This window comes from Paenibacillus sp. FSL L8-0663, assembly GCF_038008125.1.
Classification (GTDB): Bacteria; Bacillota; Bacilli; order Paenibacillales; family Paenibacillaceae; genus Paenibacillus; species Paenibacillus polymyxa_D.
Genome location: NZ_JBBOYM010000001.1, coordinates 2,253,489 through 2,278,154 on the forward strand (window position 1 = coordinate 2,253,489; position 24,666 = coordinate 2,278,154).

The 24,666-nt window shown below is 46.0% G+C and carries 19 protein-coding genes; 16 read left to right on the forward strand and 3 right to left on the reverse strand.

The window, feature by feature from the left end; genetic code table 11:
- Positions 1-117: 117 nt before the first annotated feature.
- Positions 118-564 carry an acetyltransferase gene (locus MKY75_RS10385; protein ID WP_029519084.1) on the forward strand — a complete coding sequence of 149 codons (447 nt, stop codon included), beginning with the start codon at positions 118-120 and terminating at the stop codon, positions 562-564.
- Between the two features lie 181 nt (positions 565-745).
- Complete coding sequence (locus tag MKY75_RS10390; RefSeq protein WP_029519086.1) at positions 746-1,603, forward strand: hypothetical protein; 858 nt, start codon at positions 746-748, stop codon at positions 1,601-1,603.
- A 245-nt stretch (positions 1,604-1,848) separates the two neighbouring features.
- On the opposite strand, the gene MKY75_RS10395 is transcribed toward MKY75_RS10390, so the two are convergent.
- The gene (locus tag MKY75_RS10395; RefSeq protein WP_029519087.1) at positions 1,849-2,739 is read right to left on the reverse strand and encodes a hypothetical protein; all 891 of its coding nucleotides are present in this window, start codon (positions 2,737-2,739) and stop codon (positions 1,849-1,851) included.
- A gap of 253 nt (positions 2,740-2,992) precedes the next feature.
- Here MKY75_RS10395 and MKY75_RS10400 point away from each other — a divergent pair, with 253 nt between their 5' ends.
- The 6 genes from MKY75_RS10400 (at position 2,993) to MKY75_RS10425 (ending at position 10,242) form a co-directional block, all read left to right on the forward strand.
- On the forward strand, positions 2,993-3,955 hold the full coding sequence (locus tag MKY75_RS10400) for an ABC transporter permease (RefSeq protein ID WP_029519088.1): 963 nt from the start codon (positions 2,993-2,995) through the stop codon (positions 3,953-3,955).
- Positions 3,956-3,969: 14 nt separating this feature from the next.
- Complete coding sequence (locus tag MKY75_RS10405) at positions 3,970-4,857, forward strand: carbohydrate ABC transporter permease (protein ID WP_029519089.1); 888 nt, start codon at positions 3,970-3,972, stop codon at positions 4,855-4,857.
- 26 nt (positions 4,858-4,883) lie between these two features.
- On the forward strand, positions 4,884-6,530 hold the full coding sequence (locus MKY75_RS10410) for an extracellular solute-binding protein (protein WP_340885160.1): 1,647 nt from the start codon (positions 4,884-4,886) through the stop codon (positions 6,528-6,530).
- Between the two features lie 46 nt (positions 6,531-6,576).
- Entirely contained in the window at positions 6,577-8,538 is a 1,962-nt protein-coding gene (locus MKY75_RS10415) for a sensor histidine kinase (protein WP_340885162.1), read from the forward strand.
- A complete protein-coding gene (locus MKY75_RS10420) occupies positions 8,510-9,298 on the forward strand; it encodes a response regulator transcription factor (protein WP_340885164.1) in 789 nt (262 codons plus the stop codon). The genes MKY75_RS10415 and MKY75_RS10420 overlap by 29 nt, the downstream gene beginning before the upstream one ends.
- Before the next feature lie 131 nt (positions 9,299-9,429).
- Entirely contained in the window at positions 9,430-10,242 is an 813-nt protein-coding gene (locus tag MKY75_RS10425) for a DUF3891 family protein (protein ID WP_029519094.1), read from the forward strand.
- A 104-nt stretch (positions 10,243-10,346) separates the two neighbouring features.
- On the opposite strand, the gene MKY75_RS10430 is transcribed toward MKY75_RS10425, so the two are convergent.
- Entirely contained in the window at positions 10,347-10,484 is a 138-nt protein-coding gene (locus tag MKY75_RS10430; RefSeq protein WP_023988334.1) for a hypothetical protein, read from the reverse strand.
- Positions 10,485-10,739: 255 nt separating this feature from the next.
- Here MKY75_RS10430 and MKY75_RS10435 point away from each other — a divergent pair, with 255 nt between their 5' ends.
- The 6 genes from MKY75_RS10435 (at position 10,740) to MKY75_RS10460 (ending at position 20,521) form a co-directional block, all read left to right on the forward strand.
- Complete coding sequence (locus MKY75_RS10435; protein ID WP_340885165.1) at positions 10,740-11,885, forward strand: glucose-1-phosphate adenylyltransferase; 1,146 nt, start codon at positions 10,740-10,742, stop codon at positions 11,883-11,885.
- A gap of 23 nt (positions 11,886-11,908) precedes the next feature.
- The gene (gene glgD, locus MKY75_RS10440; RefSeq protein ID WP_340885168.1) at positions 11,909-13,012 is read left to right on the forward strand and encodes a glucose-1-phosphate adenylyltransferase subunit GlgD; all 1,104 of its coding nucleotides are present in this window, start codon (positions 11,909-11,911) and stop codon (positions 13,010-13,012) included.
- Between the two features lie 45 nt (positions 13,013-13,057).
- Complete coding sequence (locus tag MKY75_RS10445; protein WP_340885170.1) at positions 13,058-15,511, forward strand: glycogen/starch/alpha-glucan phosphorylase; 2,454 nt, start codon at positions 13,058-13,060, stop codon at positions 15,509-15,511.
- A 190-nt stretch (positions 15,512-15,701) separates the two neighbouring features.
- Positions 15,702-16,253: a DUF2062 domain-containing protein gene (locus tag MKY75_RS10450; protein WP_049817076.1), complete on the forward strand. Its 552-nt coding sequence runs from the start codon at positions 15,702-15,704 to the stop codon at positions 16,251-16,253.
- A 210-nt stretch (positions 16,254-16,463) separates the two neighbouring features.
- On the forward strand, positions 16,464-19,139 hold the full coding sequence (locus MKY75_RS10455) for a YhgE/Pip domain-containing protein (protein WP_340885172.1): 2,676 nt from the start codon (positions 16,464-16,466) through the stop codon (positions 19,137-19,139).
- Between the two features lie 407 nt (positions 19,140-19,546).
- The gene (locus MKY75_RS10460; protein WP_340885174.1) at positions 19,547-20,521 is read left to right on the forward strand and encodes an aldo/keto reductase; all 975 of its coding nucleotides are present in this window, start codon (positions 19,547-19,549) and stop codon (positions 20,519-20,521) included.
- Positions 20,522-20,700: 179 nt separating this feature from the next.
- Here MKY75_RS10460 and MKY75_RS10465 read toward each other — a convergent pair whose 3' ends face one another.
- On the reverse strand, positions 20,701-20,928 hold the full coding sequence (locus MKY75_RS10465; protein WP_165147336.1) for a hypothetical protein: 228 nt from the start codon (positions 20,926-20,928) through the stop codon (positions 20,701-20,703).
- A gap of 189 nt (positions 20,929-21,117) precedes the next feature.
- On the opposite strand from MKY75_RS10465, the gene MKY75_RS10470 reads away from it, so the two are divergent.
- Together MKY75_RS10470 and MKY75_RS10475 are read left to right on the forward strand one after the other, a co-directional pair.
- Entirely contained in the window at positions 21,118-21,759 is a 642-nt protein-coding gene (locus tag MKY75_RS10470; RefSeq protein WP_165147333.1) for a universal stress protein, read from the forward strand.
- 47 nt (positions 21,760-21,806) lie between these two features.
- A complete protein-coding gene (locus MKY75_RS10475) occupies positions 21,807-24,665 on the forward strand; it encodes a Na+/H+ antiporter subunit A (protein ID WP_340885175.1) in 2,859 nt (952 codons plus the stop codon).
- Position 24,666 lies beyond the last annotated feature (1 nt).

Here is a 24,666-nt window from a genome sequence, read left to right on the forward strand (position 1 = left end):
AGTCTAAGGGAGGCGGAATTACTCCGCTTCCTTTTTTGTGTTTGTATGCTTCTAAATAGGCATGTTAGACTTACTGCAAAACATGCAATATCGATATTTAAATAAGGGGGAAGTACCGTGCAAAATGAAATTGTTGCTTATCGGGAAGAAAATCATGATCAACTCGTTGATATTTGGCAGCGGGCTGTACGCCGGACGCACACATTTTTGGCGGAAGAGGACATTCAATTTTATCATCATATCGTACGCAATGGTGTTTTAAGAGAACTTGAAGTTTGGATGGAATGGAATACAAGTCAAGAACCAACAGGTTTTATCGGGCTGGACGGATTAAAAATAGAGATGCTGTTTGTGGACCCTGAACACCATGGGCAGGGCATAGGCAGCCGACTCATCCAGCATGCTGAAAAAATAAAAGGGAAACACCTCAAAGTGGACGTGAATGAGCAGAACGAGAAAGCGTATGCTTTCTACAGACATTACGGCTTTGTACAAACGGCGCGTTCTGCACTGGATGGATCAGGTAGGGCATTTCCTTTGCTTCACATGGAATTGAACAAGTGAACGATCTACTTTCGTTGGTATTTTAAAAATGGAATATATTATCATAATGCACTTGTCATATGTTTGAATTCATGTTATAACTTAATTACGTAATAAATACGTAATTAAGTTATTTTTAGTTAAGGTTTAGAGCTTGCTTTTGTTTGGTGAATATAAAAAGTCAGACAAGGAGGCGGGAATAGTGGATGATCTTGTTCACTCCGACATCACAGATCTAGACACACTTGTCAACATGATTAAGCTGTCTTTTTCATTTGCGGACGGTGCCAATATGATTGCTTTATGCGACCGGCTGTATAGCCATGTCAACCAAAAGTATCAGGAATTGCAGCTCTACAAAGCGCGCAAGAAACCTATACAACCCATACATACCAAACGGCCGCTAGTCTACTACTACGGCTACAGTCATCTCATGAAAGGCATGGCTTTCCAAAAACAGGGCAAGTATGAGGCCGCTCGCGATTGCATCGAAAAATATGCAGAATTGGGCTGGTTTAATGGTCTTGATCAATATGGGGAAGCAGAGGTGGAATATTACCGCTATGCTGCCAGAGCTAATTTGTATGCCCTTGATATTTTGTCAGGCCATGCCGAAGTGTTGCAGGAATATATCCAATTTCTTCGTAACAATCCGGAAGAGCTGTTACCGGGGCTTCTTTCCATCGTTGAGGGAGCGTCGAGATACGACTATTCTTTAGAGGCTGTGCTGGAATCATTTGCCGAACAAATTGAAGGTTTTAAATATTTTGAAGAGCCTGTGAATGTATCTTATTATTTTCGCTTCTGCTATCAACTGGCTCTTTACTATATCAAGCAACAACAGTTTACGGTTGCGTTGGGCTATATCCTGCAATCTCTCATGCTGTCCGATACCCTGGGTATGGAACATGAACATGAGTTTAGGAAATGTACCGCTGTATTTGAAATTTTCAGATCCCAAGCTACAGCAACACAGCAAGACCAATATATAACTATTTTAAAAGGAGTGTTAAAGGATGAAAAAATTGATTTCACGCTCTCTGTCGCTCAGTCTGTTTAGTTTGCTAGTGTTTGTTACAAGTCATGATCTCATCACGGTGTTTTATCATGGAGCCAATCATTAAGAAGGCAGAAGTACAGTAGAAAATTAGTTGTTTTAGCAGGTAGGCAGTTGATTGGAAAATATGATGTGGAAGTACACCCAATAGCAAGTAAGCTCATTTAGGTCAGGGCTTACTTGCTATTTGGCGTATGATGAAGACCGATCATACCGTATATATAACGCGGTACATGTCCCAACAATATTTAAGCTGTCGTAGGTTTATGCAGCAAACCCTGTTCTGACGGATGCAATGAAATCCTTGTCTGTTGGTAAACCGGGAATGGTTCTTCCGTACTGTATGATCTGCTTTTTAACGCTGCATCCAGTGCCCGTAGCAAGGAACCTATAAATTGCTCTGGAGAAAAGAAAATGCTTTTTCCGACCATATGAATGTGAAGCTCGTTATGGTCACGGTTGCTTACGGACAGCAATATACCTTGACCTTGAAAACCCGTACCGATGGCGCGTATTTTGTTTATACCCGAGAGTAACATTTCCGTCTTCACCGCACGCCCCTGTTCCTCCACAAATACAGAAATCAGGCGTTTGTCTGTAACGATAACAATTTGGTTACCCCGAAATGTATGACTCAGGTGTAGAAAATCTTTATATACACCAATAGTCTGCTCATGCGGAGAAACAATCCCCATCCGTACAAACTCCTCCAGCTCAGTGACATCGGGTTCCTGATGATTTTTAATTCGTTTTTTGATACTGAACTGAATAGTCAGGATACCCAAGATAGCAATGAGAAAAGCACTAAGTCGGACGTTAAATATAAAGAACATCAGGACAATAAGGCCGCCTACTAACCACTGTCCCCAAGTTAGATAGCGCAGCTTTTGTTGTACCGTACGGCGATAATAACCGTAGCCCTTTCCCGGTTGATACTCTTTAGTAAACTTCGTCATACCACGCATCATGGTTAACCCATAGATTGATAAGACTGTCATCCCGAGTGACAGGAGCGTCATAAGCCATTCCTGAGCTGCAATGCCAACTAAAGTACACAGACCAAACATGATGAGCCCCGCCCAGCAAGCAAACTTTTTAATTCGAACCTGTTTCTGAATCGAACGAACCAATTCTTCCATTCTTAATCCTCCTGATCTAGGTATATAGGTAATGATTGGAATCACATATAGTCTTATCGTACCATCTGATAGTCTTTTTCGTAAATTAATAGATATGAAAATCCAAAGTATGGAAGAAAATTCTCGCCTATAGTCAGATCCCCACCTGAACTTTAGATACCAAAATCAAAAAATCCAGTACTACTCATACGAAGCAGAAGCCTTTAAAATAATAAATGTAAGTGCTTACATTACAAAGAAAGGAGGTCTTCGTATGAGTACAGGAGGGAAAAATCCGCAGCCACAGCCGCCGGTTCGATCGGGAAGAGGAGCATCACTAGCGCGCAAATGGGTTCAACAAAGACATTTGCAGACTATGGCGCTGCTTGGGGTGGTATGGATGATTATTTTCCATTACATTCCGATGTACGGTATTTTAATTGCGTTCAAACATTTTGACATCATTGGAACCATATCAAGCGCACCTTGGGCAGGGTTAGAGCATTTTCGGGCCTTTTTGGAGGATGATAACTTTTGGTACATTGTCAAAAACACACTGGGCATTAGCCTGCTCAAGCTGGCGATCGGGTTTCCGTTACCTATTGTATTTGCTCTGTTTCTGAATGAGATTCGGTCTACACGGTTCAAAAAATCTATTCAGACCATTTCGTACCTTCCGCACTTTTTATCTTGGGTCATTCTTGGCGGGATCTTAACGACGTGGCTGGCAGATACCGGGATGATCAATCAACTGTTGCTAGCCTGGGGGTGGATTGACCAGCCGATCAGTTATTTGGCAGAGCCGAGCTATTTTTGGGCTATCGTCGTTAGCTCGGATATCTGGAAAGAGCTTGGATGGTCAGCTATTATCTATTTGGCAGCCATGGCGGGGGTATCTACGGACATGTACGAAGCGGCCACCATTGACGGGGCCGGACGGTTTCAGAAAATGTGGTACGTCACACTTCCCGCTATCAAGGGGACCATATCCATTTTGTTTATTTTGGCGGTCAGCGGCATATTGAACTCCAACTTCGATCAAATTCTCGTCCTGCGTAACTCGCTGAATGAAAGTGCAAGTAATGTAGTTGATATTTATGTATATCAGGTGGGCATTCAGCAGGGCCGTTTCTCGTATTCTACCGCGGTGGGTTTGCTGAAATCGGTTCTTGCTCTCATTTTGCTGCTAATTGCCAATTCGGTGACCAAACGGGTGAATAATACATCCCTATTTTGAAGGAGGACGGGTGCATGCAGCTATTGCAACGTAGAACAGCAGGCGAAGCGATATTCGATTTCATGAACAACGTCTTCATGCTGATCATTTGTTTTGTGACATTGTATCCCGTGTGGTATGTGCTGGTGAACTCCTTTAACGAAGGAGCAGACGCTATGCGGGGTGGCATTTACTGGTGGCCGAGAGTCTTCAGTCTGGGCAGCTATCAGGCCGTATTTGCTAACAACGGTATTATGACTGCGATGGGAGTGACTATTGCCAAGACGCTTATCGGCACGATTGTTCATGTGTTTTTTACCGCTATGATTGCATATGCATATTCCCGTAAGGAGCTGATCGGGCGCAAGCTGTATATGCTGATTGGTACCATTACCCTGTTTTTCGGTGGGGGATTGATTCCAACGTATTTGCTGATTCGTGATCTCGGACTGCTGGACAGCTTTTGGGTGTACATCATTCCTGCGATGTTCAGCTTTTTTGATCTTATTATTTTTATGGCTTTTTTCCGAGAACTGCCGGATGCACTGGAAGAGGCGGCGAAAATAGACGGTGCGAATGATTTCGGTATCTTCTGCCGAATCGTGCTCCCTGTATCCATGCCGGTAGTAGCGACGATTGCGTTGTTTCATGGGGTATACCAGTGGAACGATTATTTTACTGGAATGATCTATATTAATAATACGGATCTTCAGCCGATTCAGACGTATTTGTACCGGGTTGTTGCCCAATCCAGCTCTAATCAAATGATGGCTGCTGCACCGGGGGGCGTTGCCCAGTCTGTCACTTCGCAATCGATCAAGCTGGCGACGATGGTCGTGACGACATTGCCCATTGTACTGGTATATCCTTTTCTGCAGAAGTATTTCGTCAAGGGTCTGATGATCGGATCGATCAAGGGTTAGCACATCATCCAAGGGGGAGATTTATGATGAATATTCGCAAATGGCAGAAAGGGCTGTTGGCCGTCGTGCTGCTGATAGGACCGCTCGCGGGGTGTACGTCCGGTGGAAGTGGCGCTGTCACGGAATTGAAGGACGAGAAAACTAAGGCTTCGGCAGATACGCCAGGCTGGAAGGCGGATACAGAGCCGATTACGTTTGACTGGTATTTGAATTTTTCCTGGTTCCCGAACAAGTGGGGAACGGATATGACCTCGAAGTATGTGACGCAAAAGACTGGGGTCAGCGTTAATTTTATCGTACCCGCAGGGAATGAAAATGAAAAACTGAATACCATGCTCGCCTCGGGCAAACTGCCTGATTTTGTCACGCTCAGTTGGGGGGAAGATGCGATCAAAAAAATGATCGAGGGCAAGATGGTGCTCCCACTTAACAAGTTGGCCGAGAAATATGATCCATATCTGATTAAAGTGGCAGACCCAGCTAAAATGTCATGGTATCGTCAAACGGACGGGAATGTATATGGGTATCCTAACGCGTCCTCTTCACCACAGGATTACCAAAAATACGGCCAAAATTTTGTCTCCAATCAAACGTTTATGGTTCGGAAGGATATGTACGAGGCGATTGGCAAGCCGGATATGAGAACACCAGAGGGATTTCTGAAAGCGCTTCAAAAAGCAAAGGAGAAATTCCCGGAGATAAACGGTCAACCGCTGATCCCGATAGGGTTCCACGAATTTACGGATAACGGAAATTATTCTTTTGAAGACTATTTACTTAATTTTTTAGCCGTTCCACATGAGAAGGACGGAAAGCTGTACGACCGTCGATCGGACGAAGAGTACATTCGCTGGCTCAAAACATTCCGTCAAGCCAATGAGCAGGGTCTGATCGCCAAGGACGTATTTATCGACAAACGTCCGCAAATGGAGGAGAAGGTGGCACAGGGACGGTATTTTGCCATGCTATATCAGCGCTCTGATTTTGCTACACAACAGGTGACGTTGCATGCGAAAGATCCCAACTCCGTCTACATTGCGGTGGATGGACCTTCCAACAGTAAGCTGGACCCGCCGACGCTGGCCGGGCCGGGCATTTCCGGGTGGACGGTGACGCTTATTTCGAAGGATGTCAAAGACAAGGAGCGGGCTATTGAATTTCTGACTTATCTGATTAGCGAGGAAGGGAATCGTGATCTGTATCTGGGGGAGCAGGGAAAGCTGTGGGACACAGTTAACGGTAAGCCAGCCTTCAAGCCGGAGGTACTGGAGCTGCTGAACAAGGATCGGTCTGCATTTGACAAAAAGTATGGCGCCTCCTTCACTTTCTGGATGCTGATGGATACAAATATGAATTTGCAGTGGGCGCCGCCCAGTGTCGAGCCGTATAAGCAGCCTGAAGATTGGACGAAAGGCAAGACCCACAGCTTCTCTCAATATGAGAATATCAAACCGACCGGAACCTCGGCAGAAGGCATTGCGTCAGGCCAGATAGACAAAATTTGGGGCAAGGCATTACCGAAACTGCTGCTGGCTTCCTCGGATGAGGAGTTCGATCAGCTGTTTGCCCGCTTTTTGGAAGACCGCAGAAAAGCAGGCTATGACAAGGTATTGGCTTATCAGCAAAAAGCCTATGAGGAAAACCTTAAGAAAATTGAACAGTTCACCAAATGATTTAATTCAATAACTTAATCTATTGAACCCCTAAGGATGTGATTACATGCCAGGCCGTGCACGTTCACAGATGAAGAGCCTGCTGCGCCGCACGATATGGCAGTGGATGACGGGAACGACCGATCGGCTTGGCGGTTGTTCCCTTCAAGTTAAGCTCATTGTCGCGTATATCGGCGTCATTTTAATCCCGGTGGTATTGTTCTCGCTATATACCTTTCACCAACTGTACGAGAATACAATGAAAGACATTACCGTACAAAATCAGTATGTGTTGGATACAGAGCTGGCCCATATTCATAGCAATATGGAAATTATGGAGCGAACCGCACAGCTTGCGATCTCAGATCGCAACGTGCTTCATTATCTAACCGAGGAACGTGAAATAAGCAGCGATGAGCTAGTCCAATTCAACTTGAATGTGTTTCCAAATTTACAGCACTTGCTGTACAGTAATCCCAATGTAGAGAACATTCGACTGTATACCAATAATCCCCAGACGCATGAAATATGGCCGATGATTTTCAAAGAATCACGATTGCCTAAGGCTTCCTGGCTGAAAGCGGCTCAACTCCGACAAGGGAAAATATGGTGGGATATGTACAAGGGGCCGAAAAGCTTACTTGGGGGACAATCCCGCCAGGAAAGTGAGACAGTGCAGTATATGGCACTGCTGCGTGAAATTCAGTCTACTGGAGGAAGACACGCGGGGTTGGTAGAAACAAATATGAGGCTGGAGCTATTTTCACCTAGGGTATTTGGAATCCCGCAACGTAATCGCGCATGGCAAATGTTCATTCTGAACGGCGGGGATTCCATCTCAAACGGTGGAAAATTAGTGTCTTCTACCGATATAGCTACAGCTTCCTTTCAACCTGATCCCATTCCGATCCCTCTGTCCCATGTGCACCATCTGTTACAGTCCCGCGTTCAGGGACAGGGTGGTGTTTTTGACTTTACCTATGGGAATAAGCCTTATCTTGGTTTGTATCGTTATATAGAAGGGTTGGACGCCTACCTGCTAAATGTGGTGGCGCTGGACGGTCCGCTGGGTGATCTCCGTCAGAAACGCAATGCCATGCTGCTCATTATTAGTATGCTGATTTTGTTTATGTCCGTCATTTCCTATACCTTGCATGCCTTCATTCTCAAGCAGCTACATACCCTGCGTGAATCCATGAAAAAAGTAGAGCAGGAGGGTGACTTTCAGCTTAAGATTCCAGTATATGGACGGGGAGAAGTGGCTGAGCTGGCTTTATATTTTCGCAGTCTGCTGAGTCGAATTAACGGGCTCATTGCCGAGGCAGTACACAAGCAGGCCACTGCTCAAGAAGCTGAACTGCTAGCGCTCAAGCATCAGATTGATTCCCACTTTCTCTATAATACATTGGAAAATTTAAAAATGATGGCGGAGATAGAACGGCAGTATCCGCTGTCGGATGCCCTTACCTCCCTTGGCTCGATGATGCGTTATAATCTCCAATGGTCCGGGTCGTGTGTTGCGTTGCGGGATGAAATCCGACATATCCAGCATTACGTGGCCATCATGAACATTCGCCACGATAACCAAATTGGATTGGAAATTCATCTATCGTCGGCGTTTATGGAACTGGAGATGCTGAAAATGTCGCTGCAGCCTGTAGTCGAAAATGCTATCAAGCACGGGTGGAGTACATTGCAAAGCCCATTCAGCATCACGATTGAAGCCTGCTCTAAGCAGGATATCATAGAATTGCGTATACAGGATAACGGAGTGGGGATATCTGAAGAAAGAAGAAACGCCATCATGGCTGGTCTAGCGCGAACGAATATGGATTTCCACGAGCCCGGGATGAATGGGGGAATCGGTTTGTATAATGTGCATCGCCGTTTAAGTATGCAGTATGGCGAAGAGTATGGCATAAGACTGGACAGCATCCACGGACAATCGACGACAGTGACCCTGATTTTGCCTAGACGTTACATGATGAGGGGGACGGACCATGACGACCAAGCTGTTGATTGCGGATGACGAGAAAAATATTCGAATGGGACTTCAAGCTATGATCGAACGGGAATTTTCCGGTCTCTATGAATGTGTACTGGTCAAGGACGGAAGGGAAGCCTGGCAGCATGTGAAGCAGTTTTTGCCCGAGTTGGTGATAACGGATATCCGTATGCCTATTATGGATGGCATTATGCTGATGCAGCATATTCGTGAGCTGGAGCCGGAACGCAGGCCTTCGGTGATCATTCTCAGTGGATATGACGAGTTCCAGTATGCGCGCGAAGCGATTCGCTGTGGGGCACGGGAGTATTTACTCAAGCCGATCGTAAGGGAGGAACTGTTCGGTGCACTGGCAGTTTTGAATGAGGAATTGAAGGAGAGGAACCCCCTCACATACGATAGTGTTGTCGGCGTAGAGAAAGATAGACTAGCTGGCGCGAGTGCCAACGTCGATAGAAGTGGTAGTATGACACGTGCTATCCAATATATCCACGCTCATTACAGCGAGGATTTGAATATGGCAGTAGTATCCAACTCAGTATCCTTGAATTATACGTATTTTAGTCAGGCGTTCAAAGCTTATACAGGCCTCAGCTTTGTTCAATATGTAAAAAGGCTGCGCATTACAGAAGCCAAAAAGCTGCTGGAGTGTCAAGGGGGCAGGATCTATGAAATTGCGGCTAACGTGGGCTTTGACAATGCAAAGCACTTTAACAAAGTGTTTCGTGAGCTGGAGGGGATGAGCCCGCAGCAGTTTCGAGTGCAGAATCAAAGGGGTAATTAGATATAAAGAGGGGGAAAACTCCACTGCCTTTTTACCCTTATCCTGATATAATAAACGTATGCATAACCATGACCTTCAATCAGAGAGTTTGTACACAATCACACGAATCGCCGAACGGAAGGGGAGAGCATATGGTTATTTATGAAACGGACCAAGCTTATATCATGACGACGCAGCATGACCATGCCCATATTTCAGGTGAGTTGGCTTTACAATGGGAAGAGAGTGCCTTCAAGAATAGACGTCATAAGCAGGATTTTGTATATGCAGCAAGGGAGCATGATCGGGGTTGGATACAGTTAGACGCTGCTCCTTTCTGGAATGATCATATGTCAGTACCTTATACATTTATTGATTTTCCGCTCAGTCCACGTTTTGTTTTCTATCGTCTTGGGATTGATGAAGTCGAACAAGGAAACACGTATGCTGCGTTGCTGTGTAGCTTGATGTACAAGGAGCTAGTCGGGCGGACCGAGCATCAAAATGCTCAGGACAAGCAGATTACGCATGCTTATCAGGAAGCGGAGGAACAGCGTCGTCTGAGGCTCAAACAGGAGCTGGCATGTGGCGTAACCTTCGACCATCAAGTGCGGACGGATGTACGGAGAATGTTGTTTTGCGACGAATTGAGTCTGTTTTTGTGCAGTCGAGAGCCGGGTACGCCTACAGTAGAATATGAATGGTTTGCTGAAGGTTTGAGCTTCCCGGCTGTTCGTCATGAAAGCGGGCGAGTTTGGGCCGAGTGGCTATCGGATCAGACTGTAGGTCTCTCCTTTTTTCCTTTCAAGGGCAAGGTAGGGATTACTCATACCTTTAAAAAGGTGGACAAGGAGAAAATTCGTACCTTCGGTCTCCTAGAGGCTTACCGTTCTTCCGAATGGACGCATCGAACCTTTACCGTTGAACATATCATGGAAGTAGAAGAACATAAGGAGAATGCCTGACCGTCTACGGATACAGCCTCGAACAATAATTTGTTTGTAGACGCAGAGAAAAGCCTCCCTGAACCATGATTCAGAGAGGCTCGCTTTTTTCTAGCTTTAAGATTTTACGATTTTGCAGAGGTTTTCGCACGATTGACAATAGTCTGTACCTTATTCAATACCTTATCGCGTGCCCCTTTATTTTTCATCAGATACGTCACACCCATTCCCAATGCTGCTACCACCCATTTCTTATTCTTCATAAAGTACGCCTCCTTATGATCATGTTGTCATACCCAAATGCTTAAAAGCATCCAAAATGTGAAAAGATGAACGGGATTTTACGATTTAGTGATTCCTTGCACTCGTTCCGCATAACTATGATTTACCCTTCTCCATCACATCTTACCCGTTCCTTCGCCAATGAAACGATTACGACTGTCTTTTCATGTTTAATGGATATTATCAAATATCCCGCCACAATGGCTTCAGACGCACATGACAGGGAGGTCTTTGTTATGAGAAAGAAGGAAGTGGTTGCCATGCTGCTCGCCGGCGGACAAGGCAAAAGACTCAAAGGACTTACTCGTACACTAGCCAAACCGGCAGTATTTTTTGGAGGAACTTACCGCATTATTGATTTCCCTCTCAGCAATTGCACTCATTCTGGTATAGACACTGTAGGTGTATTGACCCAATACGAGCCGTTGGTGCTCCATTCCTATATCGGCGTAGGCAGCGACTGGGATTTGGATCGTCTGGATGGAGGAGTGTTCGTTTTACCTCCGCACGAGAAAGAAGATGGAAACAACTGGTATAGGGGCACGGCGGATGCAATATATCGAAACCTGCATTTCTTGGACCAGTATGACCCGGAGCATGTACTCATTCTGTCAGGGGATCACATTTATAAAATGGACTACAGTCGAATGCTCCACTATCACAAGGAGAAGGGAGCAGACTGCACCATTTCTGTTATCAATGTCACGATTCAGGAAGCCAAACGATTTGGAATCCTGAACGCCGACGATGATCTGAAGATATATGACTTTGAGGAGAAGCCTGAACAGCCGAAAAGTACATTGGCCTCCATGGGTATTTATTTGTTCAAATGGGAAGTGTTGCGTCGCTATTTACTGGAAAGCGCAAGCGATTCTGAGTCCTCACATGATTTTGGCAAGGATATCATTCCATTGTTGCTTCAGCATGGCCGGTCGCTGTATGCGTACCCGTTTGCTGGGTACTGGAAGGATGTGGGTACCATTCAGAGCTTGTGGGAGTCCAACATGGATCTTCTGGTTCAGGATCCGCCTTTGGATCTGAACGATCCTTTCTGGCGCATCTATACTCGCAGCCCCAATCAACCGGCCCAGTATATAACCCAACGGGCGATCCTCAAAAACAGCATTGTAAATGAAGGTTGCATGGTGGATGGAGAAGTAAGGCATTCTGTACTATTTTATGGGGTCGAAGTAGGTGAAGGGAGTGTCATTACCGATTCTGTCATCATGCCGAACGTAAAAATTGGGCGCAATGTACGTATTCACCGGGCTATCGTGAATGAGAACATCGTTATTGAAGACAACGCGTTTATTGGACCTGAAGATAGTTCTGATGAGATTATTTTGTTCGATCAGGAAAGCCAGCTTCATGCACGAATTTAACCCGGATAAGGACGGTGTCTGCTATGAGTCGACTCATTGGAGTTATCAACCTGGATCACGAACTGGATCAGTTGAAGGAGTTGACCTATTTCCGGTGCGGGGCCGCAGTCCCCTTTGCTAGTCGATATCGGCTCATTGATTTTACCTTATCCAATATGATGCATGCAGGGGTGCATGATATTGCACTGTTTATCCGCCGCAAATACCGTTCGCTGCTGGATCATCTGGGCGAAGGTCGGCCTTGGGATTTAGACCGCAGACGGGGCGGGTTGTTTATTTTGCCACCGGACTGGAATGATCCGACGGATGCATCGCGTGGAGATTTGCAGCATGTGCACAACAATCTGGACTTTTTCCATCGCTCATCGGGGCAAACCATTATTCACGCAGGAACTCAGCATGTCAATAAGGTGGATATCGAGGATGTATACCGTTATCATCAGGAGAAAAATGCAGATGTTACCCTTGTATATAAACCCATAGACCAGCTAGAATCTGAGCATGATCCTTGTGCACGACTGGAGATTGATGAGAACGGACGAGTGACGGGTATTCATCAGGAGCAGGATCATCATAACATTTATCTGGAGATGTTTGTGATGGACAAAGACTTGTATCTGGATCAGGTGAAGCATTGCATTGCCCATCAGGATAATCATTTCTTTCGTGATGCCATCCAGAAAAACCCAAGTGGACTGCGTATTTATGCGTATCGTTATGAAGGTTATCATGCGGTTATTAATTCTATTGAGAGCTACTATAAAAATAGCATGAAGCTGTTGGATCAGCAGCAGTATCAAGCCCTGTTTCAGAATCAGCCGCTGCACACCAAAATCAAGTATGAAGCCCCGACCCGCTATACGCACAGCGCCGAGGTGGATCATTCACTTGTTGCCAATGGCTGCACCATTGGAGGCAAGGTCGAGAATAGTATTCTTTTCCGTGGAGTGCGGGTGGAGGAGGGTGCGCGGGTAAGCAACTCGATTATTATGCAAAAATGTGTCATCCGTAAAGGGGCAGTTGTGGAGAATGTGGTTTTAGATAAAGATGTACAGCTTTCACCAGATCGAACTCTGATTGGAGACATTAGAGTTCCCTATGTCATTGCCAAGAATAGCGTAATTTAAAGGATATACTTAGCCATTAAAACGGAAATAACAGGAGGTACAACTTTGTTCAGCAATAAAGAAGCATTTAAGCAGGCTTTTCGAGAGCAACTGGTCGGAAGGCTGGGCAAACCGCTGCAGGAGGCTCAGTCGGAAGACGTATATAAGGTTTTGGGTGGCATGATTCGTGAACAAGTCGGCAAGAATTGGGCAGAAACGAACCAAGCCTATAAAGAAGGACAAGAGAAGCAGATTTATTATTTTTCCCTGGAATTTTTGATAGGTCGTCTACTGGGCAGTAATCTGCTGAATTTGGGCGTACTGGATATGGTTCGGCAGGCATTGGGTGAACTGGGCTGGGATCTGGAGGAAATTGAAGAACAGGAGGCGGACGCGGGGCTAGGCAATGGGGGTCTCGGCCGTCTGGCGGCTTGCTTCATGGACTCGCTGGCATCCCTTGGCTATGCAGGACATGGCTGCGGCATCCGGTATAAATATGGTCTGTTTGAACAGCGTATTGTGGACGGCAATCAGGTTGAACTGCCGGATTACTGGCTACAGAAAGGGAATGTCTGGGAGGAACGTCGTCCTGATAAAAAGGTCGAGGTTCATTTTTGGGGAAGAGTGGAAACCCACGAACAGGAGGGACGTCTTGTATTCGAGACAAAGGATGCTGAAACGGTTTGGGCTGTCCCTTACGATATTCCGCTGGTAGGCTATGGTCATACACAGGTGAATACGCTGCGGATTTGGAGTGCGGAATCAGCGCTTGATCCCGTTCGAGGACCGATTCGAGGCGAAGGCGGTTATTACCGCTTTCTCGACTACAATCGATCGGTGGAATCTATCTCCGCATTTCTATATCCGGACGACTCCAATTATGAGGGAAAGCTGCTTCGCTTGAAGCAGCAGTATTTCCTGTGCTCGGCCGGATTACAAAGTATTTTGCGTACGTTTGAGAAGCTTCGTTTACCTTATAGCCATTTGCCCGATAAAATAGCACTGCACATTAACGATACACATCCGACCCTAGTTATTCCGGAACTGATGCGTATTCTGATGGACGTGAAGGGCTTGGGCTGGGACGAAGCATGGGATATTACGACGCGAACCGTTTCATATACGAATCATACGATATTAAGTGAGGCGTTGGAACAATGGCCTGTTAATATGGTACGGGAGCTGCTTCCTCGTATTTCTTTAATCATTGAAGAAATTAACAAACGTTATTGCGCTATGCTACTGGAGCGTTACCCAGGCCAGGACATCAAAATTGGTGAAATGGCGATTATTCACGGTGAACAAATCCGTATGGCCCACTTGGCAATCGTCGGTAGCTACAGCGTTAATGGGGTGGCTGCGCTGCATACGCAAATATTAAAGGAACGAGAGATGAAGTCGTTTCACGAGCTGTACCCTGACCGTTTTAACAATAAAACAAACGGGATTGCCCATCGCCGCTGGCTGATGCACGCCAACCCGGAGCTGGCAAGCTTGTACGATGAGACGATCGGCACACGCTGGAGGACCCGTCCAAGGGAGCTCATCGACCTGCTTCGTTACAGTGGGGACGAGACGTTCAAAGAACGGATACATGCGATTAAGCGAAATAATAAAGTCAGGCTTGCTGAGTATGTTTTTGCAAAACAGGGCGTGCGATTGGATACGTCCTCCATTTTTGATGTACAGGTCAAACGGTTGCATGGTTATAAGCGACAGCTGCTCAATATTTTGCATGTGATGCATCTATACAACCAGCTTAAAAGTAATCCGGGCCTGGATGTGACGCCACGCACATTTATTTTTGGAGCCAAAGCCGCACCCGGTTATTTTCTCGCCAAACAGACGATCAAGCTCATTAATAACGTGGCGGACACGATCAATCGAGATGTGGAAGTCAAGGACAAGCTGAAAGTCGTTTTCCTTGAAAATTATTCGGTCTCACTGGCGGAGCTGATTATTCCTGCGGCGGATGTCAGTGAGCAGATTTCCACGGCAGGCAAAGAAGCTTCAGGCACAGGCAATATGAAATTTATGATGAACGGTGCGCTCACAATAGGTACATTGGACGGAGCCAATGTTGAAATGCATGAAATGGTAGGCGATGCCAACATGTTCATTTTTGGATTGAAGGTGGATCAGATCGAGGCATATTACCGGGACGGCCAGTATTCGGCGCGCAAAACAGCCAACAGTGACGAAAGACTGCGTGAAGTGCTGGATCAACTCGTGAACGATGCTCCTTTTACGCGGCATGAACGGGAATTTGAGGCCATTTATCAATCCCTGATTGATCATAATGATGAATACTTTGTGCTCAAGGACTTCGCAGCCTATGTGGATACGCAGGTTCATATTGAACAGGTGTATCGGAATCCCTCGGAGTGGGCTCGGCGTGCTATTGTCAATATGGCACACTCCGGTAAATTTTCTAGTGATTGTACGATTCAGCAATACGCGGCTGAGATTTGGGACATTGTACCTCTCCAGAACGATGTCTACAAGCGAATTCTGTCCTAAAACGGCGAAACAGGCGGAATAGCATTGCTTTTCGAACGCTGAGGGTTATAATGACAGTATAGACATAAGTAAGGATGGGAGCTGTAAATACTCATTCCTGAACTTGAATTGTACTGTTGAAGGAGTCCTCCTATTGATAAAGCTCAATCCGAAAAGGCTCAAACCTCATAAATCGAAGAAGAACTATAATATGTTTCAAAATATAGGGCGTGCGATTCGGCTGAATTTCATCAAGCTGTTGCGCGCCCCTGGAGGAGTTAAAAAGATCTCCTTGGGCTTCGCCATTGGCTTTGCGCTGGAGATGATTGTGATTTCCACGGCTTCTCTGGTATACCTTGTTTTTTATCCGATTGTTCGTCTCTCTGGCGGATCGCTGCCTGCGGCCATTGTGGGTAACGTTGTAGGTAAGCTAACCTTTTTACCAATTGTACTGATGCCATTCGCCAAGCAAGTGGGGGCTTGGATTTATCCATCTCATTATCCGGTACATGTTAGGGGTGGACGACTTCACGAGCATTCTTTTATGGAGCTGTTTCACGGCAACTGGTCTGTATTCAGAGACTTGTTGCACGGAGGCTTGCACATCCTGATCGGCATGTCGATTTTCGGTGTGGTGCTGGGCATTATCTCGTATTTTGTCATTCAGGTTCTGTATAATCGTTCGCTGCACAAACGGTTGGAGAAGCGGAAGTTGCGTCATGGCGCAGCATTTTCGGCGGCCAGACTGCTGAAGAATGGATAACTATGTATAAGAAAGAAGCTCTTCGAGCCTATTTATTAGGTCCGAAGGGCTTCTTTGAGTTGGGGCAAGAAAAAGCCTTTGATCTCTATAAGACCCATACGCTTTTGGCATATATTGTAACAGGGTTGGCTTCATTCGCTCGAATCGTTTACAATACGTGTGCATACAACAATGGACGACAGGTTAATGTACATACAAGGAGTGATGAAGTTGCGGAAGATATGGCAAATCTACTTAACAGACTGGAGAAATGTATTCAAAGTATCGACCGGGACTTTATTAGTTATTGGCATCATTCTTTTGCCTTCCGTCTATGCATGGGTGAATTTGAAAGCGATGTGGGATCCATATGCGAATACATCTGGAATTAAAATTGCAGTAACCAGCCAAGATCAGGGTGCAGAAGTGAATGGTAAGAAGATTAATATCGGCGATGAGGTTTTGCATAACCTTAAAAATAACAAGAAGCTGGGTTGGACTTTTGTCAATGAAGCGGAAGCACGGAAAGGTGTGTTGGATGGTGATTATTATGCCAGCCTGCTGATCCCGAAAGACTTTTCAGAGAAAATTACGAGTGTGCTGACGGAAAATCCGCAAAAGCCGGAAATTGATTACGCCGTAAATGAAAAAATTAATGCAGTAGCTCCGAAAATTACATCTTCGGGGGCAACTTCTCTGACGAACCAGATTAGCCAAAACTTTATTGAAACTGCCAGCCAGGCGGTATTGACGAAGTTGAAGGAAGCTGGAGTAAAGTTGGAGGAGGAACTCCCGACAATTCGTAATATTGAAAACCGGGTGTTGGAGCTAAATAATCGACTACCGGATATCGATAGGTTGGGCAAACAGGCCTTGAAGCTGGAGCAAAATTTGCCGAAAATTAAGGCGCAGGGACAAAAGATTATCGCATTGAAGGAGAAAATTCCTGAAATTAACCGCGCCGGTGACCTGGTGCTCAAAATTGACAAAAACATGCCTGAGCTGGACAAGGTAGCCGCTGTTATTTTAGATATCCAAAAAAGACTACCTGATATTCAAAAGGCTGGTGATCGAATTGTTGAACTGGATCAAAATTTTAGCAAGGTAGAAAGCGCACTGACCACCGCCCTAGAGGACATGCAAACGGCTCTTAAAGTTATTAATGCTGCCCAGAAGGCACTGCCAGAAGTACAGCAGATAGCGGACACAGGCAAGGACTTTACAAACGGTTTACTTGAATTTCTGGACAAAAATGAGGGTGCGCTTGATTCGATAGGTACAGTAGTTAAAGAAGATTTACAACTGGTACAACAAATTGCGAATGAGGTTTCTCAGATTACAGACATCATTCGTGGTGTGGATTTTGATCCTAAAGCAGCACAAGCTGCGGTGAATCGTGTCAGCGGTAGGCTGACAACTGCCGTGGGGGTGCTGGATCATATATCTCAATTGCTGAACCGTGTGAACGGATATTTGCCAAGTCAACCTCTGGATTCACTTATTTCCCGTGTGAGCGGGGTGGAGGATCGTTTCCGCCGTCTGAATAGCACAGTAACTAGTATCGGGAATGCCATCCAGCGCGGTGAAAAGCCTGCGCAAAATCTGCTGGATGACACTGATCGCCTTGCTGGAGAAATCAGTAGCGGAATTGACAGCATTTTGGGCAATTATGATACGGAGTATGCACCCGCCATTCAAAAGGCGCTAGATCAGATCAAATCCGTAGCCCGCAATTCTGCCAATGTGCTGACTACAACTCAAGAGCAGCTACCGAATATTGAAAAGCTATTAAATGACGCACAGGCTGCAGCAGAATTCGGCCAGCAAGAGCTAACACGTCTCCAGCAGGATCTGCCACAATACCGTCAGAAACTGCATGAAGCGGCGACAACGATTCAGGGACGTATGGGCGAGTTTACGAATGCTGTGAACAAAGCAGCAGACTTCGTAAATAACGATTTGCCGACGGTTAAAAGTAAAATTCATCAGGCGGCAGATTTTGTGCGTAATGATTTGCCCAAAGCGGAACAACAGTTTGTCAAAATGGCTGACTTAATTGAAAATAAATTTCCTGAAGCGGAAAAAGCGGTGCACCAAGTAGCCAATTTTGTAAGGAGCGATCTTCCAGCTGCCGAGGATTCCATACGTCAGGCTGCAGATACCATTCGCAAGCTTAAGGGCGAAAATGCACTCGGACGCGCTATTGCATTGCTCAAGGGGGATGTGAAAAAGGAAAGTGAGTTTCTCGGCAGTCCGGTATCGTTGAAGCAGGAACGGATATATCCAATCCCTAACTATGGTTCTGCGATGTCACCTTTTTACACTACATTGTCGATTTGGGTAGGTGCGATGCTACTGGTATCAATGTTCAGGGTAGATGTGGATGACCCGGAAGGACAATTTAAAAGCTACCAAGTGTATTTCGGACGGCTGATGACATTCTCCACAATTGGTATTTTTCAGGCGCTGAGCGTATCTCTCGGTGACTTGTTCCTGCTCGGGGCGTATGTGGATGCCAAAGTAGCCTTTGTACTGTCCTCTATGCTGATCAGTCTGGTGTTTACGGCGATGACCTATACACTAGTTTCTGTGTTCGGCAATATCGGCAAGGGACTGGCGGTCATCCTGCTGGTGCTTCAATTCTCCAGTTCAGGAGGGACGTTTCCGATTGCGACGAGTACACCATTCTTTCAGGCGCTGAATCCATTTGTACCATTTACCTATGCGGTTAGTCTGTTACGAGAGACAGTAGGAGGGATGTTGGCTTCAACGGTGATACGGGATGTGGTGATGCTGTTTGTATTTATCGGTGTTTGCTTCCTGTTTGGATTGGTGTTGAAGAAGCCGCTCAGCAAGCATACGAAAAAAATGGCTGAGCGAGCGAAAGAAACGAAATTAATTCCTTGATTGTTAAAAAAAGAATGAGTTACGGGGGCTGAAGTGAGCCGCTCCGCGAAGGATTTGATCTTACGATCGCTGTTGCCACGGGATTCTTTGGATTAGATAGACATGAAAAGGTAAGAATCCCGTGGCAAAGGCGAACGCTCCGCTTCTCCAGATTCAAATCCTCCGCTCTGCTGGCATCCGCCGTAAAGTCACTTTCTTTAACATTCGGCGGGTAGTACGGGGAGGTGGCCTCCGCATGTTATGCTTCGGCATGGTGCGGAGGCTTTTTTGCATGCGCTATCCAATCTTTAAATTGCATTTGGGGGTGTTTCAATGCGGTTTGTTCTGGTGAATAAACGGAGTATGGTCTTTTTTTGGCATGTAATTTTGCGGAATTTTAAAATCCTTAGGCAAAGGCGGGAGGTAGTATGGAGTATTCATACTTAGGAAAGTCAGGCTTAAAGGTTAGTCGGTTATGTCTGGGGACGATGAATTTCGGACCAGAAACCGAAGAAAAGGATGCGTTTAAAATTATGGATGCCGCGCTGGATGCGGGCATTAACTTTTTTGATACGGCTAATGTATATGGCCATGACCGTAAAGGTTGGACAGAGGAAATTATCGGACGTTGGTTCCAGCAGGGCGGCGGAAGACGCGAGAAGGTCGTGTTGGCAACGAAGGTATACGGAGATATGAAAAATGAACATGACGGACCCAATACAGGATCAGGCTTATCTGCTTACAAAATTCGCCGCCATTTGGATGCGTCTCTGAAACGTCTGCAGACCGACCATGTAGAGCTATACCAAATGCATCACATTGACCGAAACGTGTCATGGGATGAGCTGTGGGGCGTATTTGAGTCCGTGGTGGATCGGGGACAAGTTGGTTATATCGGTTCTAGTAATTTTGCGGGCTGGCATATTGCGGTGGCGCAGGCCGAAGCGAAGGCACGACGTTTTCTGGGGCTTGTATCCGAGCAGCATTTGTACAACTTGAACGAACGTTCCGCCGAGCTTGAAGTATTACCGGCAGCTCAAGAGCTGGGGCTGGGTGTGATTCCATGGAGCCCGCTGGCGGGCGGACTGCTGGGACGGAATGCGTTAGCAGGTACTGGTTCTCGCAGCGCACGCGCCAAGGAAAAGGTGGAGCAGAATCGTGCGAAGCTGGAGCAATTTGCAGCATTGTCCCGCGAGCTGGGTGAAAAGGAAGACGTGATTGCACTGGCTTGGGTACTGTCCCATCCGGCTGTAACGGCTCCAATTATCGGACCACGGACCTTAGAACAGTTAGAGGATGCTCTACGGGTACCTGAGGTCAAATTGAGCGAAGATGTGCTTGCCAAGCTGAATGAGATTTTCCCGGGTCCGGGAAAACCTGCGCCAGAAGCCTACGCTTGGTAATAATACTTTGTACTCGTCATAAAGCATCATTCTTTGTTAGAAATCATCGGCAAAAAGCAGCAGATCGGGAATAGTCTCCTTGATCTGCTGTTTTTATACTAGTGTCCTATCCTAAATCGTGGTTGGCAAAACGGCTATAGTCAAGGGTTCATATTAAAGATAATCGAAAAAGCTAACAACTATTCACCAATCTTTCGTACTATTCGTACATACTCCCGGGGGAGAAAGGGAATGCTTATTAGAACAGGTTCAGCAAAATTGGCTGATCGGAATTTGTAACTTTCATTTGCTGATAACTTTTGGTTGCTCTTAACTGCTTTTTCATGAATATTATATTCAAGTCTCCAGCCCACGACAAGCAACAGGATAAAGAGACTGGTGCAGATCATCACTTTGCGCATCAACATGTGAACCACTCCTTTGTATGAATATTCTCCATTTATACTAGGTGCTATACGCAAAAGGATTTACCTTTACAATCTCCCTGGTAAACTATATAATTAAAGCTAATTGTATATTGGTTTACCCGGAGGAGCCTGCCAACAGCGGGCTCTTTTTGTGTTTTTTTCGTAAATTGGAAACAGGAGGCAGAGAAAATGATGGCGGAGATGAACAATGAGAGCATTATGGTGTGTGTCCATTATGGTCCGCACGGACAGCGGTTAATTCAAAGAGGCAGCGAGTTGTCCCGGTTACTCGGGGCTCCTTTATATGTGCTTACAGTGGATGCAACCACAGATCATGAATACAACCAAAACAAGGAACAATACCTCTCGGGATGGGAAGAGCAGACTAAAGATGCTGGAGGAGCGTTTCTGATTCGTAAATGCAATGGGAAAAAGACAGCTGAGGTGATTGTGGAGACAGCCCAGGAAAAAAAGGTTACTCAAATCATCATCGGCCAGTCCAGTCAAACGCTATGGCAAGAGATTACCCGTGGTAATTTTGTCAACGATTTGATTGAACAACTGGGTCCTATTGATCTTCATATTGTGGCTGTACAGCGTTATCCCGAGCTTTTAGAGCACTCACATGAGAAGGGATTTTCCGCTTATTTGGTGAAGCAGGATGGAAGTTATGTACTGAGTGAAGAGCCTGGTGGAGAAGATACGATCAAAGGGATATTTTTTCGTGAGCTGGATACTGATTTCAACAGCGGTCTATTCAAAATCGTTAGAAATGGCGAAGCCCAGTATTTGAGAATTCTACAAAGTGAATGGGTAAAGCCGCATTCCTAGAAGTTCATATACAAAAAAATAAGTTTATATAGGGGGAGTGCTCGACTGTGTTGCATGCTGCAATTTTGATTCCATTTCTGCTGGCTGTTCTAATCCCGTTGACCAAGGGCATTTCGCGCTTTCATACAGGTTGGACAGTCTTGCCCGTACCCACAGCTCTTTTCCTGTATTTCCTGACAAGGATATCGAATATTCAGGCTGGAAATGATACGATGTCAACTATATCTTGGATGCCTTCGCTTGGGATTGATATTACGTTGCATCTGGATGGACTCAGCCTGCTGTTTGCTCTGTTGATTACGGGGATGGGTGCGCTGGTGATCTTGTATTCCATTTATTATCTTAATAAGCGGACGGAAGCGATTCGCCATTTCTACATCTATTTGCTCATGTTTATGGGAGCAATGCTTGGTGTCGTTTTGTCCGACAATTTGATGGTTCTATATGGATTCTGGGAGTTAACCAGTATTACTTCATTCCTGCTGATCGCCTTTTGGCACCGACGGGAAAGATCCCGTTATGGAGCGCTGAAGTCGATGCTAATCACTGTCTTTGGCGGGCTGGCGATGTTCGCGGGGTTCAATCTGCTCTACGTAATGAGTGGAACGTACAGCATTCGGGAGATTATAGCCCAAGTCGGCTTATTGACCGAGTCCCCGTTGTTTATTCCGGCGATGCTGCTGATTCTACTGGGGGCATTCACTAAGTCCGCACAATTTCCTTTTCACATCTGGCTGCCCGATGCCATGGAGGCACCGACACCTGTCAGTGCTTATCTGCATTCAGCTACAATGGTTAAGGCGGGGTTATACCTTGTGGCGCGTCTTAGCCCCGTATTCGCTGGTCAGTCCGAATGGTTCTGGTTGGTCTCACTTTCCGGTCTGGTCACGCTTTTTTATGGATCGTTTAAAGCGATTAAACAAACAGATCTTAAAGCTCTGCTTGCCTATTCCACCATTAGTCAGCTCGGTCTGATTATGTGTTTGCTCGGGCTGGGATCGGCTTCTGCCTTTTTTTCTGGTACAGAGGAGTCGTTATTCTATACGACGGCTACTGCGGCGGCCATCTTTCATCTGATCAACCATGCCGTCTTTAAAGGCTCTCTATTTATGGTGGTTGGTATTGTCGACCACGAGGTGAACACTCGGGATCTGCGCAAGCTCGGCGGTTTAATGTCCTTAATGCCAGTCACCTTTTCTGTGGCGTTGATGGGGGCTTTCTCCATGGCAGGGTTACCACCATTCAGCGGTTTTCTGAGTAAAGAAATGTTCTTTACCGCTGTGTTGAATATTCGGGAGTTGGATGTTCTGAATACACAGTCGTGGATGATTCTAATTCCGGTGATTGCATGGATTGCCAGTGTATTCACTTTTGTTTACAGTATGATTCTGGTCTTTAAGACTTTTACTGGTAAGCTTCAGCCGGAGAAGCTCGATAAAATACCGCATGAAGCACCGCTGGGTCTGTTGATTTCCCCAGTCCTGCTGGTTTCACTCGCTGTGGTATTCGGCTTATTTCCTGATCTCTTGTCTTATTCTCTGATTGAGCCGGCTATGGGCTCGATCTATAACGAGCTATTGTCGCCAGTGGAAACCTTCGGTGTCTCCATACATTTCTGGCATGGTTGGACACCTGAGATATTCATGACACTGGGTGTTATCGCTGCCGGGACACTTCTCTATAGAAGATACACCCGACTGCGGATTCTGGATCGGGAATGGAACGGTAGCAATTTTCTTAATCTCTTGTATGATGGATCTCTTCAAGTGCTGGAGCGTGGATCGAACCGCTTCACAAATCTCTATATGACGGGATCAAACAGACACTATTTGCTTTATATATTTGGCTTTTTCGTCATTGCCTTGGGAAGTGTGATGCTTGGGACGCAAGGGATATCGCTGGGTATGGGCCACTATGCTCCGTTGGCCTTTTATGAGGCTGTCATTGTTGTTGTAATGCTTCTAGCAGCGTTTGCCGTACCCTTTGCCAAGTCGCGGGTCAACGCGATTTTGTTCACCGGTGCAGTCGGGTACATGGTGACCCTGCTGTTTGTTATCTTCCGCGCACCGGATCTTGCGTTAACACAAATGATCGTGGAGACAGTATCCGTCATTCTGTTCCTTCTGTGCTTTAAGTATCTTCCAAAGTTAAAGAAGGATAAGGAGCGTCTGAGCTTTAGATTGCCGAATTTGATTATCGCTGTAGGTGTAGGAATTACGATGACACTCATTGCGCTGGCAGCCATGGGCAGTAGTCCATTCGCTCCCATTTCGGAGTTTTTCCTTAAAGAAAGCTATTCCTTGGCCGGAGGGAAAAACGTAGTCAATGTCATTCTCGTTGACTTCCGGGGATTCGATACTTTATTCGAAATTATGGTTCTCGCTATTGCATCCCTCGGCATTTATGCCTTGATTAACTTGAAAATGGAGCCTGGTATTTCACCCGCCAACAAAAATAAGAAGGGGGGGGGAATTGCCTTTCCGCTCCGGAGTAATGATGTGATCCTGCGAACCCTGTCCAAGGTTATCATAATCGTGATTCTCACCTTCTCAATGTATTTGTTCTTTGCCGGACACAATAATCCGGGAGGTGGCTTCATCGGAGCGCTGATGACTTCAGCTGCGCTTATTTTGATGGCGATCTCCTTCGGAATGGACACGGTTCGTAAAGTCCTTCCGGTGAATTACCGCATGATCACGGCGGTGGGGCTGCTCATTGCAATTCTGACTGCGGCTGGCTCGTTTGTTTTCGGAGCCCCTTTTCTCAGCCATGCCTTTGGCCATTTCGATCTGCCTATTATGGGTGATACCGAGCTGGCTACAGCAGTCCTCTTTGATCTGGGGGTATACCTGGCTGTAGTAGGTGTGACCATGAGTATTATTTTTACCATAGGGGGGGATGAGTGAA